The sequence below is a fragment of the Streptomyces sp. NPDC127092 genome (genome assembly GCF_042722475.1).
Taxonomy (GTDB): domain Bacteria; phylum Actinomycetota; class Actinomycetes; order Streptomycetales; family Streptomycetaceae; genus Streptomyces.
Genome location: NZ_JBHXFE010000048.1, coordinates 49953 through 64771 on the forward strand (window position 1 = coordinate 49953; position 14819 = coordinate 64771).

Here is a 14819-nt window from a genome sequence, read left to right on the forward strand (position 1 = left end):
GGTCCCCTCGGCGGTGCTCAATGCGGCCCTTTCCCGTGCTGCCCTTCTTCTCGTTCCCCGGGGGAACGCTAACAGGAGGGCGCCCGGGGAGCTCCCGGGTGCCCGTCCGATCAGCCCAGTCGGGTCAGCTTCTCGCCGAAGCCGGGCTCCACCAGGTCGTCCTTCAGCGCCACCGGCGCGCTGACCTCACCGGTGCCGGTGCCGATCGACACCTCGCCGACGACGTCCCCGGCCTTGGCGGCGTGCGGGGGCTTCTTCCCGCCGTCGCCGAGCCGCAGGTCCACCTTCAGGCCCGGCCAGCCGACCGCCTTGAGGTCCTTGGTGGACACGACCGGCGTACGGCCGCCGAGCCCGTCGTCCACGTAGCCGACGACCTGGCCCTTCTTCACCACCGCCGCGGAGGTGACGTCCTGCTGCGCCTTCTGGATGAGCTTGAGGCTGTTCTGGATCGCCAGCTCCAGCTTCTGCCACAGCTGCGGGGCGTCCTTGGCTCCCATGACGATGCCGAGGATGCGGCGCTTCTGGCCGTCGACGACCGTGTACGCCGACCACAGCAGGTTGCCGCCGGCCGGGGTCGACGAACCCGTCTTGATGCCGGCCACACCCGGCTGGAGCAGGATGTTGTTGTTGTTCTCGATCTGGCCGGGGATGCCGTCGATCGTCACGTTCGGCATGTCGACGATCTCGCGGAACACGTCGTACTGCATGACCGCCTTCGCCAGCTTCAGCTGGTCGAGCGGCGTCGACACGGTCGTCGCCTGGAGGCCGGACGGGTCCGTGTACGTCGAGCCGGTCATGCCGAGCTCCTTGGCCGCGGCGTTCATCTTCTCGACGAACGCGGCCTCGGAACCGGCGTCCCAGCGCGCGAGGAGCCGGGCCACGTTGTTGCCCGACGGGATCATGAGGAGCTGGAGCAGCTCCTTCTCCGAGTAGGTCTGGCCCTCCTTGATGGGGGCCGTCGACTCGTCCTTCGCCTTCGCCTGCTCGCCCGCCGTCTTGTCGACCTCGATCTCCGGGCCGTTGCCGTTCCCCTTGATGGGGTGGTCGCGGAGGATCACGTACGCCGTCATGGTCTTGGCGACGCTCGCGATCGGCGCGGGCTTCTGCGGCCCGTACGTGCCGAGCGAACCGACGCCCTCGACCTCGGCGGCGCCCTGGCCCTCGTTCGGCCACGGCATCTGCAGCGGGCCGCCCTCGAAGGTGTACGTGGGCGACGCGGAGAGCACCAGCTTGGGGTCCGGCAGCGGGCGCACGAACTGTACGACCGCAAAGACGACGAGGAGCAGGACCACCAGCGGGGTCCAGATCTTCAGCCGGCGGACGGTGGTGCGCAGCGGCGTCGGCGCGGGCGGCGGCGTGTTGGTCAGCTCCGCCAGGATCTCCAGCGGCGGGCGGGGCGGCATCGGCTGCTGCCTGGTCCGCTCCGCCTCGGCGAGGGACGGCGGTACGGGAGCCTCCGCCGGCGCCGTGACGGCCGCGGCGGGCGCGGGGGTGGCGGCGGGGGCCGCGGCGGACCCGGGCGCCGGCGTGGGCTGCTGCTGCGGCTTCGACTGCGGCTTGGCCTGCTCCTGGGTGATGTCGCCCTGGAGCGGCCGGAACAGGGACGGCGGCAGCTTGAGCGCGGTCGTCGGCTGGTCGACGGGCCGGGGCTTCGGCGTCTCCGCCGCCGCGGGCCCCGACTTGGACCCGGCCTCGGTCCCGGACTTCGGCTCGGCCTCGGTCCCGGCTGCGGGCCCGGCCTCGGTCCCGGACTTCGGCTCGGCCTCGGGCCCGGCCTCGGGCCCGGAATTCGGCGCGGCTGCCTCGGCCCGGGCCTTCGGCTCCTCGGCGGGCTTGAAGGCCTTGAAGACCGCGGTCGGCTGATCGACCGGCCCGGCCGCGGGCCGGGCCGCCTCGGGCTCGTCGGGCCGCTTCGCCGACGGCTCCTCGGGCTTCGGCTCGTCGTCGGCCGCGGCCTCCGGCTCCTCCTCCGCCCGGGGCGCGGCGGGCTTGCGCGCGGCGAACCACGACTCGGCCGGAGCCGCGGACTTGGCGGCGGCAGCGGGCTTGGCCGCGGCTGCGGCCTCGTCCGTCGCGTCGCCCCGCGCCTCGCTCTTGGCCTCGTCGTCCGCCACTGCGTCAGCGGCCGGCTCGGCGTCGGCGGCCGGCTCGGCGTCGGCGGCCGGCTCGGCGTCCGCCTGCGCCTGGGACTCCGCCTCCAGCGCCTCCGGCTCCGTCTCGGACGCCGTCTCCGCCTCGGTCGCCTCCGCGACCGCCTCCGCAACCGGCTCCGCCTCGGACGCGTCCTCCGTCACGGAAGACTCGGCCGACGGCGACTCCGTCTCCGAAGGCGCCGGGGACTCCGACCGCTCAGCGGCCCGTACGGGCGCCGGCTCCGCCGGCTCCCCGGGCTCGTCCTCCGGCGCCGTCCGCGGTGCCAGGGCCCGGAAGACGGCCGTCGGCTCGTCGACCCGGTCCCGGAGGACGGACAGTCGCGGGTCCTTGCCGTCGCCGCCGACCGCGCTCTCCCGCTGCTCCGCCTTGTCGGGGGACTCGCCCGCCACCGTGCCTCCTCCATCGCTCATGCGTACGTCCGAACCATCTACCAGTGTCCTGTGTGAACCCCTTGGCCCCCGTGCTAGACGAGAACGACATACCTGCCGGTTCCCGTACGAACCACCCAGGCACTCTCGACAGATGAATGTGAGAGGGGTCACCCTGTCATTCATCCACGCGGGGAGGCATGGATGGGCAGGAGCCGCAGAACTATTCCGGAGGAGCTTCTGCTGCTCGCTCTGGACCCGGCCACGGGTACCACAGCGCAGCCGCAGTCGCTCGACCTCGGCCTGGCCGGAGCACAGCTAGTGGAGCTGGCTCTGGCAGGACGGATAGCCCCTGACGGGGATCGTATCGCCGTGGTGATGCCACGGCCGACCGGAGATCCGACTCTGGACTCCGCACTGGAACTGCTGCGCAGGCGCGGCAGTCCGGTCCGGGCCGTCCACTGGATCGGCGGGCCCCGACTGGGGCTCCGCCAGACGTATCTCTCGCATCTGGAGCGCTGCGGCATGGTGCATGCCGTGGAGGGCCAGATGTGCGGGGTGCTGCCGACGACTCGCTACCAGGCGACGGACACGGCCATCAGCCGGGAGATCAGGGCCCGGCTGGACAGTGCGATCCGCACCGGCGTACCGCCGGACCCGCGGACCGCGGCGCTCGCCGCGCTGGCCCACGCGGTCGGTCTCGGCAAGCACCTGTACCCGGGCAACGAAGGACGGTCGTCGCGGTCCCGGCTGCGCGACCTGATCCGGCACGACCCCATGGGCGGTCTCGTGGCGCACGCCGTGATGGACGTCCAGAACGGCGTGGGCGCCCAGCCCCGCCGGAGCGCCACGGCCGGCGGGGTGCCGTCCCAGCCGCGCCGCGGCACCATGGCGCGCGCCGCCATGTGACCGCCTCCGTGTGCGGGCGGGCCGTGCTCACGGCCCGCCCGCGCACGTCGCGTTGTGGTCATTTCCCAGCGCACACCACACCTTTGGTGGCAGTCTGCCAAGCGGTAGATACTCACAGCTACGCAGCAGACAGCCGGAGGTGCAGTTTCCGTGGCGTCCAATGTCAACCCCACCGTCAGGCGACGCCGATTGGGTCAGGAGCTGCGTCGGCTCCGGGAGGCGAAGGGCATGACGGCCGAGCAGGTGGCCGACCGCCTGCTGGTCTCCCAGTCCAAGATCAGCCGTCTCGAGAACGGCCGGCGCTCGATCAGCCAGCGTGACGTCCGTGACCTGTGCGGGGTGTACGAGGTCGAGGACGACCGCGTGGTCGACTCGCTCATGCAGATGGCCAAGGACTCGCGCCAGCAGGGCTGGTGGCACGCCTTCGGCGACATCCCGTACAGCGTCTACATCGGCCTGGAGACGGACGCGGAGAGCCTGCGCGTCTACGAGCCGCAGATCATTCCGGGACTGCTGCAGACCCACGGCTACGCGGAGGCCGTGATCGCCGGCGCGCTGCCCGAGTCCACTCCGGCCGACATCGAGAAGCGGGTCACGGTCCGCACCCGCCGCCAGGACCGCATCAAGGACGACGAGCGTCCGCTGCGGCTGTGGGCGGTCATCGACGAGGGCGCGCTGCGCCGGCTGGTCGGCAACCGGCAGCTGATGGTGGAGCAGTTGGAGCACCTGATCGAGCAGTCGCACCTGCCGCACGTGACGGTGCAGGTGCTGCCGTTCCACATGGGCGCGCATCCGGGCATCAGCGGGCATTACGCGATTCTGGAATTCCCGGACACGTCCGACTCCTCCGTGGTCTACATCGAGGGCGTGACGAGCGACCTCTATCTGGAGAAGGCACAGGACGTCGCGAAGTACAGCGTGATGTACGAGCACCTTCGGGCGCAGGCGCTGAATGTCGAGGACACCCGGGAGTTCGTGACGGAGATTGCGAAGCAGTACGCCGCCGGAAAATAGGGGCGTCGCGGGCTGAATGCCGACATTCGGCGGGGGCGCGGGGGAAGAGGCCGGTACGGTACACCCCCGACTCGCTCCTGCGGAAGGCCACTTGGAATATGCCATCCGGTCGGGTGAACGCCGGTCCCACACGACGGGGCCGGGCGCTAGCGTCGATCACGCCAGAGCACACAGCAACGTTGGCGTGACTCCTACTGGCAGCACCCAGCACTCGAGGAAACCGGAGCAGAGAACAATGGCGATTATTCAGGGTGGCACGGACAGCTGGACGAAGTCCTCGTATTCCGGTGGCAACGGCGCCTGCGTCGAGGTCAAGTCGCCGGTCGTGAACGCGATCGCGGTGCGGGACTCGAAGGCTCCCGAGGGCCCTTCCCTCTCTTTCGGACCGGGCACGTGGAACACGTTCGTGGGCGAGGTGAGCGCCGGGGCCCTGTGACCCCGCGCGCGTTTCTCACCGCTTCAAGGAATGAGCCCTCTCGACCGGTCCGCCGTCCTGGCCGAGGGGGCTCGGCCTTGCCCGCGTACGGACTCGCGTACGGGCCTCAGCGCAGCTCGTCCACGTAGCGGTCCGTACCGGGCACCGTCGGGACGAAGGGCGCCGCCAGTTCGAGCTTCCCGCCCCACTCCCCCGCCGCCGTCTCCAGGTCGGCGAAGTGCGCCGCCCAGCACTCGCGCGGGTCGCGCTCCAGGAACCACAGCAGGGTGAGGCGCGTGTCGACGCCCTCGACCTGCTTCACGTAGGTCATCCGGTCGCCGGGCAGCGGCGTGGGCCGGAAGACCGTCACCATCGCCGCGGGCGAGCCGGCGAGCCGCCGCGGCAGTTCGCGCGAGCGCAGCCGCTCGACGAGCGCCGCCCGCGCCTCCGGGCCCTCGGCGTCGACGACCTGGAGGACCAGGCCCGCGTAGGGGTGGTCGAGCGCGTGGAGGTCCCGGGGCCCGGCGGCCCCGTCGCGGTAGACGGTCACCTCGTGGTCCTGGAAGGACGTGAAGACGTGCGTCCGGTCGTGGTAGACCCGGGCGTCGCGGTTGAGCCGCCTGTTGATGGCGACGGTCCACTTCATGTGGTCGTCGTAGCGGCCGTCGGTGATCCAGTAGGTGGAGAGGTAGCAGCCGGCGGTGACCGGCCGGGCGACGGCGGACTTCTCCGGGGCGCGCAGCTCCTGGAGGTCGCGGGTGGCGACCCAGCGGCGGCCGGCGAACATCCAGGGCATGGCCATGGCCCCGGCGTAGTAGTGGTCGTCCTCGTACCAGCGGTTGTAGGCGTACTCGTGGCCCGGGTGCGGTTCCACCATGGTGATCAGGGCGTGGCCGGGACGCGTGCCGTACGGGCCGACCGCGGCCAGCTCCGCGTAGGTGTCGCTCCTCGTCTCCTCGCTCATGCTCGTTCCCCTTCCCTTGTGGTTGACCCGGCCCTACTCTGACGGCCCGTCAGATCAATGGCCAGGGTCAGGGAGGCGTCGGATGGCATTCCAGGGGCTGCTCCACGGGAAGACGGTCGTCGTGTCGGGCGTGGGCGCCGGGCTGGGCCACCGGGTCGCCGAGACGGTGGTGCGGGACGGGGGCCGGGCGGTCCTCGGGGCGCGCACCGAGGCCAACCTCGCGAAGTCGGCGGCCGAGATCGACCCGGACGGGACGAGGACCGCCTTCCGGGCCACGGACATCACCGACGAGGCGCAGTGCGAGGCGCTCGCCGCGCTCGCGGCGGAGCGCTTCGGCGGGATCGACGCGGTGGTCCACGTGGCCGCCTGGGACTCGTACTTCGGCGGTCTGGAGGACGCGGACTTCGCGACCTGGCAGGGCGTGCTCGACGTGAACCTGCTCGGCACGCTGCGGATGACCCGGGCCTGCCTGCCGGCGCTGAAGGAGCGGGGCGGTTCGGTCGTCCTGATCGGCACCCAGTCGGCGGTCGCCGCGCCCTCGCAGGTGCGGCAGGCGGCGTACGCGGCGTCGAAGGGAGCGCTGACCTCGGCGATGTACTCGCTGGCGCGTGAGCTCGGCCCGTACCGGATCCGGGTCAACACGGTGCTGCCCGGCTGGATGTGGGGGCCGCCGGTGCAGGCGTACGTGCAGTTCACGGCGCACACCGAGCAGGTGCCGGAGGAGCGGGTCCTGGCCCGGCTGACGGAGCGGATGGCGCTGCCCGAGCTCGCGACGGACGGCGACGTGGCGGAGGCGGCGGCCTTCCTCGCCTCGGACCGGGCGCGGGCGATCACGGGGCAGTCGCTGCTCGTCAACGCGGGCGAGCTGATGCGCTGACCATCTTCCCAGCACCCACCGACGTTCACAACCATGAACAAGGGTCAGTAAACAGAACGATTTTACTGGCCCTTGACCCTCCATTGCCTTGTCCCTGCCTTTCAACTCCCCAGACGATGAACGGCGTTCACAAGGCGGACCGGGACCCCATGGAGGGGACGCAATGAACAGTCTCGACTGGGCCGTGCTCATCGGCTACTTCGGTGTCATGGTCGCGATCGGCGTCTGGTCCCACAAGCGCGTGGACGACGTCTCGGACTTCTTCACCGCGGGCGGCCGCATGCCCTGGTGGCTCTCCGGGATCTCGCACCACATGTCCGGCTACAGCGCGGTCATGTTCACCGGATACGCGGGCATCGCCTACACCTACGGCGTCACCTCCTACGTCACCTGGTCCTTCCCCATCGCCATCGGCATCGCCGTCGGCGCCCACCTCTTCGCGCCCCGCCTCAACCGGCTCCGCTCACGGCTCCACGTGGCCTCCCCGCTCGAATACCTGAAGAGCCGCTACAACCTGCCCACCCAGCAGGCCCTCGCCTGGTCCGGCGTGCTCCTGAAGATCGTGGACGTCGGCGCGAAGTGGGCGGCCATCGCCACCCTGCTCTCCGTCTTCACCGGGATCTCCCTCAACCAGGGCATCCTCATCACCGGCGTCATCACCGGCGTCTACTGCACCGTCGGCGGCCTGTGGGCCGACGCGCTGACCGAACTGGGCCAGTTCGTCATCCAGTTCCTCGCCGGCATCGCCATGCTCGTCGCCGTCCTCGGCAAGCTCGGCGGCGTCGGCGCGCTGTGGACGGTGTGGGACCGGCCCGAGCTCCAGGGCCACACCGCGCCGACGGCCGGCCCGTACACGCTGACCTTCCTCCTCGCGTACCTCTTCATCAAGACCTTCGAGTACAGCGGCGGCATGTGGAACCAGGCCCAGCGCTACATGGCGACCCCGACCGCCCGCGAGGCCACCCGCTCCGGCCGGCTCTCCGCCGCCCTGTGGCTGATCTGGCCGCTCGTCCTCTTCTTCCCCATGTGGGTCGCGCCGCTGCTCGTCGAGCCGAAGAAGGCCGACGCCTCCGACGCGTACGCCCTGATGACCGAACAGCTGCTGCCCCACGGACTGCTCGGCCTCGTCATCGTCGGCTTCTTCTCGCACACCATGGCCATGTGCTCCTCGGACGCCAACGCCATCGCGGCGGTCTTCACCCGCGACATCGCGCCCGCCCTCAGCAAGGCCGCCAGGGGCTGGACCCAGCGGGCCGGGCTGGTCGCCGCCCGCTGGTCGACGATCGCCTTCCTCGGCCTGTCGATGGCGGTCGCCACCCAGGTCAACTCCCCCACCTTCAAGGACATCATCACCGTCGTCATCAAGTGGGTGGCCGGGCTGATGGGTCCGATCGCCATCCCGTTCATGCTCGGTCTGCTGCGCACCTTCCGGAAGTCGGGCCCCACGGCGGCCCTCGTCTCGTGGGCGGCCGGTCTCTTCGCCTTCTGGCTCACCAACTACGGCCTCGACGGCGTCGAGCTGCAGATCCAGATCGTCGCGCCGCTCGCCACCTCGCTCGTGCTGTACGTCCTGATCGGCTGGGTGAAGCCCGAGGACACGCCGGAGCGCGACGCGATCCTGGCCAGCCTGGACGGCGACGGTGGCGGCGAAGGTGGCGGCGCCTCGGCCGTGCCCGCCCAGGCGGACCGGGCCGGCCGGGACCGCACGGGCCGGAACCGGACGGGGCAGCCCCTGGGCTAATGGCTCAGGCCGTCCGGCAGCAGCTCAGGCCCTCGGGTAGCGGCTCAGCCAGCCCGAGGCCAGATCCGCGGGGCCGTGCAGCGCGGCCCCCTGGGTCATCTCCATCGCGAAGTCGTCCGCGAGCTCCAGGACCGTCGAACGGCCCTCCAGTTCGGCCACCCAGGCCGGCGGGAGGGCCGTCTCGCCGTGCAGGGCGCCGAGCAGCGCCCCGGTGAGCGTGCCGGTCGCCGCCGACGGGCCGTCGTGGTTGACCGCGAGGCGCAGCCCGTGCCGGATGTCCTCGCCGACCAGCGCGCAGTACAGGGCGGCCGCCAGCTGTCCCTCGGCCCGGTCCTCGGCCGCCCCGAGCGCCGTCACCCGCTCGGCGTCCGGCACGCCCTGCCGTACGGCGGCGAGCGCGGCCTCCAGGGCCCCGGTCACCGGCTCGTGGCCCGGGCGCGGGGCGAGCTGCTCGACGGCGACGCGGACGGCGGCCTCGATGCCGCCGCCGCGGGCCAGGCCGTGCACGACGACCGCGAGCGCGCCGGCCGCGAGGTACGCGGCGGGAGCGCCGTGCGTCTGCGCCGCGCACTCGACCGCGAGCTGGCAGACGAGCTGGGGCTCCCAGCCGACGAGCAGCCCGAAGGGCGCCGAGCGGACGAGGGCGCCGCTGTCGGCGGCCTGCGGGTTCTTGGGCCGTTCCGGGGTGCCCAGGATCTCGTCGCCGAAGCCCGTGAGACAGGCCCGGGCCGGGTCCCGGCGTGCGTACAGCCACTCCTGACGGGCCAGCCAGCCGAGGTCCGCCCGCCGCTCGTCGGGGCCCCAGTCGCGCTGGGTGGCCGCCCAGCGCAGATGGGCCCGGTGGACGTCGGTGGGCGGGTGCCAGGCGCCGGTGTCGCGGCGGACCTGGGCGCGGATGAGGCCGTCCACGGTGAACAGGGACATCTGGGTGGCGGCGGTGACGGCGCCCCGGCGGCCGTAGGCGGGCGCCAGGTCGGTCAGGCCCTCGGGGCCGTGGGCCTCGCGCAGTGCCGCGAGGCCGCGGCCGGCCGCCGCGGCGCCGAGGGCGTCGCCGACCGCGCCGCCGAGCAGACAGCCGCGGACGCGCGAACGGAAGTCCTGCTGTTCGGTGCGGCCCCACACGGCCGCGGCTGTGGTGGTCACGACGTGCCTCCCCCGGTCAGCAGCTCCTGGTCCAGCACTGTAATAGACCGGATGCGCTCATTCGGGGGACGGAACGTTATGTGATCCGACGCCCTTCAGGCGGTTTTTGACCGCAGTTCGCCCGGGGTTCAGTCCTGGACGATCGGCAGCAGTTCCGGCAGGTGACCGTCCGAGGCGCGGGCCGCGCGCTGCCGCTCCTCCGGGACCTCGCCGTACAGGGTGGTCCGGGGCCGGGCCGGGCGGCCCGCCGCCGCGGCGATGGCCTCCAGGTCACGGATCGAGCGGTACGAGCCGTAACTCGAACCGGCCATACGGGAGATGGTCTCCTCCATCAGGGTGCCGCCGAGGTCGTTGGCGCCCGAGCGGAGCATCTCGGCGGCGCCCTCCGCACCCAGCTTCACCCAGCTGGTCTGGATGTTGGGGATGTGCGGGTGCAGGAGGACCCGGGCCATCGCCGTCACGGCCCGGTTGTCGCGGACGGTCGGGCCCGGGCGGGCGATGCCCGCGAGGTAGACCGGCGCGTTGGTGTGGATGAACGGCAGCGTCACGAACTCGGTGAAGCCTCCCGTCTCCTGCTGGATCCGGGCCAGGGTGCGGAAGTGGCCGAGCCAGTGCCGGGGCTGGTCCACGTGCCCGTACATCATGGTCGACGAGGACCGGATGCCCAGCTCGTGCGCGGTGGTGACCACCTCGATCCAGGTGGCGGTGGGCAGCTTGCCCTTCGTCAGGACCCAGCGGACCTCGTCGTCGAGGATCTCGGCGGCGGTGCCGGGGATCGAGTCAAGACCGGCCTCCCTGGCCGCCGTCAGCCACTCGCGGATCGACAGTCCGGTGCGGGAGGCCCCGTTGACGACCTCCATCGGCGAGAAGGCGTGCACGTGCATGCCGGGGACGCGTTCCTTCACCGCCCTGGCGATGTCGAAGTACGCCGTGCCCGGCAGGTCCGGGTGGATGCCGCCCTGCATGCAGACCTCGACGGCGCCGACCTCCCAGGCCTGCTGGGCGCGGTCGGCGACCTGGTCCAGGGACAGGGTGTAGGCGTCGGCGTCGGTGCGGCGCTGGGCGAAGGCACAGAAGCGGCAGCCGGTGTAGCAGACGTTGGTGAAGTTGATGTTCCGGGTGACGACGTACGTGACGTCGTCGCCGTTCACCGTCCTGCGGATGTCGTCGGCGACCCGGCACAGGGCGTCGAGGGCCGGGCCGTCGGCGTGCAGCAGGGCGAGGGCCTGCGGGTCGGTGAGCCTCGTCGGGTCGTCGGCGGCCACCGCGAGGGCCTCGCGCACGTCGGCGTCGATCCGCTCCGGCGCCATTCCGGGCGCGGCGGCCTCGCGCAGCGCCTCCCAGTCGCCGTACACCTCGTCGAAGTCGGCGCGGCGGTCGCCGGTGCGGCCTTCGGTGTCGATGGTGCGGTGCAGGTCGGTGCGGCCGGTGCCGCCCGCGGCGGCGAAGGTCTCGTCCGGCTCCTGCCAGGGCAGTCCGCGCACCGGCGCGTCCGGGTTCGCGAGACCCGTCTCGGGGTCGGCGAGGGCCCGGACGTGCGGCAGCAGCCGCGGGTCCAGCCAGGGCTCGCCGCGCCGGACGAACTCGGGATACACGCAGAGCCGTTCGCGCAGCTCGAAGCCGGCGGCGCGGGAGCGGGCGGCCAGTTCGTCGATCTGCGGCCAGGGCCGCTCCGGGTTGACGTGGTCGATGGTGAGCGGCGAGACGCCGCCCCAGTCGTCGATGCCGGCGGCGATCAGCCGCTCGTACTCGGAGTCGACGAGGTTCGGCGGGGCCTGGAGGCAGGCGCTCGGGCCCATGATGAGCCGGGCGACGGCGACCGTGGCGACCAGGTCGTCGAGCTCGGCGTCCGGCATGCCGCGCATGGCCGTGTCCGGCTTGGCGCGGAAGTTCTGGATGATCAGCTCCTGGATGCCGTGGTAGGCCCGGGCGGTCCGGCGCAGCGCGAACAGCGACTCGGCGCGCTCCTCGGGCGTCTCGCCGATCCCGAGCAGCAGCCCGCTGGTGAACGGCACGGAGGAGCGCCCGGCGTCCTCCAGGACCCGCAGGCGTACGGCGGGCTCCTTGTCGGGCGAGCCGTGGTGCGGGCCGCCGGGCTCGGACCAGAGCCGGGTGGCGGTCGTCTCCAGCATCATGCCCATGCTCGGCGCGACGGGCTTGAGCCGCTGGAAGTCCGTCCAGGACATCACGCCGGGGTTGAGGTGCGGGAGCAGCCCCGTCTCCTCCAGGATGCGGATCGCCATGGCCCGCACGTACGCGATGGTGTCGTCGTAGCCGTGCGCGTCCAGCCACTCGCGGGCCTCGGGCCAGCGGTCCTCGGGCTTGTCGCCGAGGGTGATCAGCGCTTCCTTGCAGCCGAGTGCGGCACCGCGGCGGGCGATGTCGAGGACCTCGTCCGGCGACATGAACATCCCGTGGCCCGCGCGGCGGAGCTTGCCGGGCACGGTCGCGAAGGTGCAGTAGTGGCACTTGTCCCGGCAGAGCCGCGTGAGCGGTATGAACACGCTCTTCGAGTAGGTGATGACACCCGGCCGCCCGGCCGCCTCGAGCCCCGCGTCCCGCACCCGCCCGGCCGTCGCGACCAGGTCCGCCAGATCGTCCCCGCGCGCCCGCAGCAGCACGGCGGCCTCACCGACGTCGAGCGCGACCCCGTCCCTGGCCCGCCTGAGCGCGCGTCGCATGGCGTTCTCGGTGGGCGCGGAGACGCGGTTTTCCTGGTGATCCGTCATGGACCGAGCATACGAGCGGCCGAGCCCGCCGGGCCCGGGCCCTCCACAGACGGACCGTTCAGTCGGTTTCCGGGGCTCACAGATACCCCGCGTACTCGTCGAGGACCCGCAGCACCCCGGTCTCCGGCTCCGGCGGCAGCTGGAGGACGACCTCCTCGCAGCCGAGTTCCTCGTAGTGGGCGAGCTTGCCCGGGCTCGGGAGGACGGCGTACGGGACGACCTGGAGGGCCTTCGGGTCGCGGCCCGCCCGTTCCCAGACCTCCCGCAGGGCCGGGATCGTCTCCGTCAGGCCGCGGCCGCCGATGGGCATCCAGCCGTCGGCGTAGTCGGCGACGTGGTCGAAGAGCCGGGGGCCCGCGGCGCCGCCGACGAGGGTGCGGGGGGCGCCGGCGGCGGGCTTCGGCCAGGCGTGGGAGGCGCGGACGGAGTGGCCGAAGGCGCCCTCGTACGCGGTGGGTTCGGCGGCCCACAGGGCGCGCATCAGGTGCACGGCGTCGCGGGTGCGTGCGCGGCGGGTGCGCCAGTCGACGCCGTGGTCGGCGGCCTCCTCGCGGTTCCAGCCGAAGCCGACGCCGAGGGTGAAGCGGCCGCCGGAGAGGTGGTCGAGCGTCGCGATCTGCTTGGCGAGGGCGATCGGGTCGTGCTCGGCGACCAGCGTGATGCCCGTGCCGAGGCGGAGCCGCTCGGTGACGGCGGCGGCCTGGCCGAGGGCCACGAAGGGGTCGAGCGTGCGGCCGTACTCGCGGGGCAGCTCGCCGCGGCCGGCCGGGTCGGGCGTGTCACGGGACACGGGGATGTGGGTGTGCTCGGGCAGGTAGAGCCCGGCAAAGCCGCGCTGTTCGAGTTCGCGGGCGAGCCGCACGGGGCCGATGGTCTCGTCGGTCAGGAAGATCGTGGTCGAGATCCGCATAGGCGGCACGGTAGGGGGTGCGGCGTGGATTTCCGAGGGGTGCGGCAGACGGTCCGTCCGGCAGGCGTTGTTCCGTCGTTCACGGGCGGCGGGAAGAGTCGTGGACATGACCGACGCGACGAACCACGCCGTGAACGACGCCAGGAACCACGCCACCCGGCGCGCGCTGCTCCTGACCGGTGCCGCGACCGCGCTTACCTTGGGGACCGTGAGCTTCGCACAGGCCGCCGACGGGTCCGGAGGGTCCTCGGCCGACGTCCTCACCCGCACCGTGAGCGGCACCCTGCCGCCCGGCTGCCCCGACTTCGTGTACCTGCCGGTGGAGCTGCCGCACGGCGTGCGCGAGCTGCACGTCGCCTACGCCTACGAGCGGCCCGCCGTCCCCGCCGGCACCCAGGGCAACGCCCTCGACATCGGGCTCTTCGACCAGCGCGGCACGGCCCTCGGCGGCCGGGGCTTCCGCGGCTGGTCGGGCGGCGCCCGCAAGGAGTTCTTCGTGCGCGCCGACGACGCCACGCCCGGCTACGTCGCCGGGCCGCTGCGCGCCGGGACCTGGTACGTCGCCCTCGGCCCGTACACCGTGGCGCCGCAGGGCCTGGCGTACACCGTGACGATCACCCTGCGGCTCGGCCCGTCCGCGCCCGCCGTCCGCCCGGCGTACCCGCCCGAGCGGGCGCGGGGCCGCGGCCGGGCCTGGTACCGGGGCGACTGCCACCTGCACACCGTGTACTCCGACGGCCGCCGCACGCCCGCCGAGGTCGCCGCGCTCGCCCGGGCCGCCGGGCTCGACTTCATCACCGGCACCGAGCACAACACCCACGCCGGGCACGGCGCCTGGGCCGCGAGCGCGGGCGACGACCTGCTGATCCTGCTCGGCGAGGAGGTCACGACCCGCAACGGCCACGTCCTCGCCCTCGGCACCGACCCGGGCACGTTCGTCGACTGGCGCTACCGGGCGCGGGAGAACCGGTTCGGGCACTTCGCCCGCGAGATCCGCCGCTCCGGCGGCCTGGTCGTGCCCGCGCACCCGCAGGCCACCTGCATCGGCTGCGCCTGGAAGTTCGGCTTCGGCGACGCGGACGCGGTCGAGGTCTGGAACGGCCCCTACACGCCGGACGACGAAGTCGCGCTCGCCGGCTGGGACGCGGCACTGGCCAGGGGACGCTGGACCCCGGCCATGGGCAACAGCGACGCGCACCGGGACCCGGACCGCGTCGGCGGGCCGCAGACGGTGGTCCTCGCCGAGGAGCTGAGCCGGGCGGCGATCCTGGACGGACTGCGGGCCGGGCGCGCGTACATCGCCGAATCCTCCGCCGTGTCCGTGGAGTTCACGCTCGCCGACACCCACGGCCGCTCGGCCGGGCTCGGCGAGCGCCTGCCCGTCCACGCCGACGAGCCGGTCACCGCCCGGCTCCGCGTCACCGGCGCCCCGCAGGGCGGCACCCTCCGCCTCGTGACGGACCAGGGCGTGCTGCACACGGTCCCGGCGTCGGCGGAACCGGTGGAGTGGACGACGTCGGCCGCCCGCTCCGCGTACGTACGGGCGGAAGTCCGCCACCCTGCCACCACGCCACCCCTGCCGGGCGCCCTGGCGG

General features: G+C 72.8%; 11 protein-coding genes. 6 read left to right on the forward strand and 5 right to left on the reverse strand.

Annotated features, from left to right (window positions below):
- Positions 1 to 110: 110 nt before the first annotated feature.
- Positions 111 to 2564 (reverse strand): D-alanyl-D-alanine carboxypeptidase, encoded by a 2454-nt coding sequence (locus ACFWJO_RS31095; RefSeq protein ID WP_386870513.1) that lies wholly within the window; start codon positions 2562 to 2564, stop codon positions 111 to 113.
- A 162-nt stretch (positions 2565 to 2726) separates the two neighbouring features.
- On the opposite strand from ACFWJO_RS31095, the gene ACFWJO_RS31100 reads away from it, so the two are divergent.
- The 3 genes from ACFWJO_RS31100 to ACFWJO_RS31110 all read left to right on the forward strand — a co-directional run bounded on the left by ACFWJO_RS31100 (position 2727) and on the right by ACFWJO_RS31110 (position 4881).
- Positions 2727 to 3431: a GPP34 family phosphoprotein gene (locus ACFWJO_RS31100; protein WP_356074051.1), complete on the forward strand. Its 705-nt coding sequence runs from the start codon at positions 2727 to 2729 to the stop codon at positions 3429 to 3431.
- Between the two features lie 150 nt (positions 3432 to 3581).
- On the forward strand, positions 3582 to 4445 hold the full coding sequence (locus ACFWJO_RS31105) for a helix-turn-helix domain-containing protein (protein ID WP_386870515.1): 864 nt from the start codon (positions 3582 to 3584) through the stop codon (positions 4443 to 4445).
- A 235-nt stretch (positions 4446 to 4680) separates the two neighbouring features.
- A complete protein-coding gene (locus ACFWJO_RS31110; RefSeq protein ID WP_386870517.1) occupies positions 4681 to 4881 on the forward strand; it encodes a DUF397 domain-containing protein in 201 nt (66 codons plus the stop codon).
- A gap of 106 nt (positions 4882 to 4987) precedes the next feature.
- On the opposite strand, the gene ACFWJO_RS31115 is transcribed toward ACFWJO_RS31110, so the two are convergent.
- Positions 4988 to 5824, reverse strand: a complete 837-nt coding sequence (locus ACFWJO_RS31115; protein WP_386870518.1) for a hypothetical protein — start codon at positions 5822 to 5824, stop codon at positions 4988 to 4990.
- 82 nt (positions 5825 to 5906) lie between these two features.
- Between ACFWJO_RS31115 and ACFWJO_RS31120 the strand changes: the two genes are divergently transcribed.
- Positions 5907 to 6701 carry an SDR family oxidoreductase gene (locus tag ACFWJO_RS31120; RefSeq protein ID WP_386870520.1) on the forward strand — a complete coding sequence of 265 codons (795 nt, stop codon included), beginning with the start codon at positions 5907 to 5909 and terminating at the stop codon, positions 6699 to 6701.
- Between the two features lie 163 nt (positions 6702 to 6864).
- Complete coding sequence (locus ACFWJO_RS31125) at positions 6865 to 8442, forward strand: sodium:solute symporter family protein (RefSeq protein ID WP_386870522.1); 1578 nt, start codon at positions 6865 to 6867, stop codon at positions 8440 to 8442.
- A 24-nt stretch (positions 8443 to 8466) separates the two neighbouring features.
- Here the strand turns inward: ACFWJO_RS31125 and ACFWJO_RS31130 are convergent, their stop codons facing one another.
- From ACFWJO_RS31130 to ACFWJO_RS31140, 3 genes are all read right to left on the reverse strand, one after another.
- On the reverse strand, positions 8467 to 9585 hold the full coding sequence (locus ACFWJO_RS31130) for an ADP-ribosylglycohydrolase family protein (RefSeq protein WP_386870524.1): 1119 nt from the start codon (positions 9583 to 9585) through the stop codon (positions 8467 to 8469).
- Between the two features lie 128 nt (positions 9586 to 9713).
- Positions 9714 to 12314 (reverse strand): bifunctional FO biosynthesis protein CofGH, encoded by a 2601-nt coding sequence (locus ACFWJO_RS31135; protein WP_386870526.1) that lies wholly within the window; start codon positions 12312 to 12314, stop codon positions 9714 to 9716.
- Positions 12315 to 12390: 76 nt separating this feature from the next.
- Positions 12391 to 13224, reverse strand: coding sequence for a TIGR03619 family F420-dependent LLM class oxidoreductase (locus ACFWJO_RS31140; protein WP_386870528.1), 834 nt, complete (start codon positions 13222 to 13224; stop codon positions 12391 to 12393).
- Positions 13225 to 13330: 106 nt separating this feature from the next.
- On the opposite strand from ACFWJO_RS31140, the gene ACFWJO_RS31145 reads away from it, so the two are divergent.
- Positions 13331 to 14819, forward strand: a 1489-nt coding sequence (locus ACFWJO_RS31145; RefSeq protein WP_386870530.1) for a CehA/McbA family metallohydrolase, incomplete at its 3' end; no start/stop codon positions are given.

Excerpts from the sequence above, each read along its gene's own strand:
- ACFWJO_RS31120 (WP_386870520.1), top strand. The coding sequence starts at position 5,907 with ATGGCATTCCAGGGGCTGCTCCACGGGAAGACGGTCGTCGTGTCGGGC.
- ACFWJO_RS31100 (WP_356074051.1), top strand. The coding sequence starts at position 2,727 with ATGGGCAGGAGCCGCAGAACTATTCCGGAGGAGCTTCTGCTGCTCGCT.
- ACFWJO_RS31140 (WP_386870528.1), bottom strand. The coding sequence starts at position 13,224 with ATGCGGATCTCGACCACGATCTTCCTGACCGACGAGACCATCGGCCCC.
- ACFWJO_RS31110 (WP_386870517.1), top strand. The coding sequence starts at position 4,681 with ATGGCGATTATTCAGGGTGGCACGGACAGCTGGACGAAGTCCTCGTAT.
- ACFWJO_RS31095 (WP_386870513.1), bottom strand. The coding sequence starts at position 2,564 with ATGAGCGATGGAGGAGGCACGGTGGCGGGCGAGTCCCCCGACAAGGCG.
- ACFWJO_RS31125 (WP_386870522.1), top strand. The coding sequence starts at position 6,865 with ATGAACAGTCTCGACTGGGCCGTGCTCATCGGCTACTTCGGTGTCATG.
- ACFWJO_RS31135 (WP_386870526.1), bottom strand. The coding sequence starts at position 12,314 with ATGACGGATCACCAGGAAAACCGCGTCTCCGCGCCCACCGAGAACGCC.
- ACFWJO_RS31115 (WP_386870518.1), bottom strand. The coding sequence starts at position 5,824 with ATGAGCGAGGAGACGAGGAGCGACACCTACGCGGAGCTGGCCGCGGTC.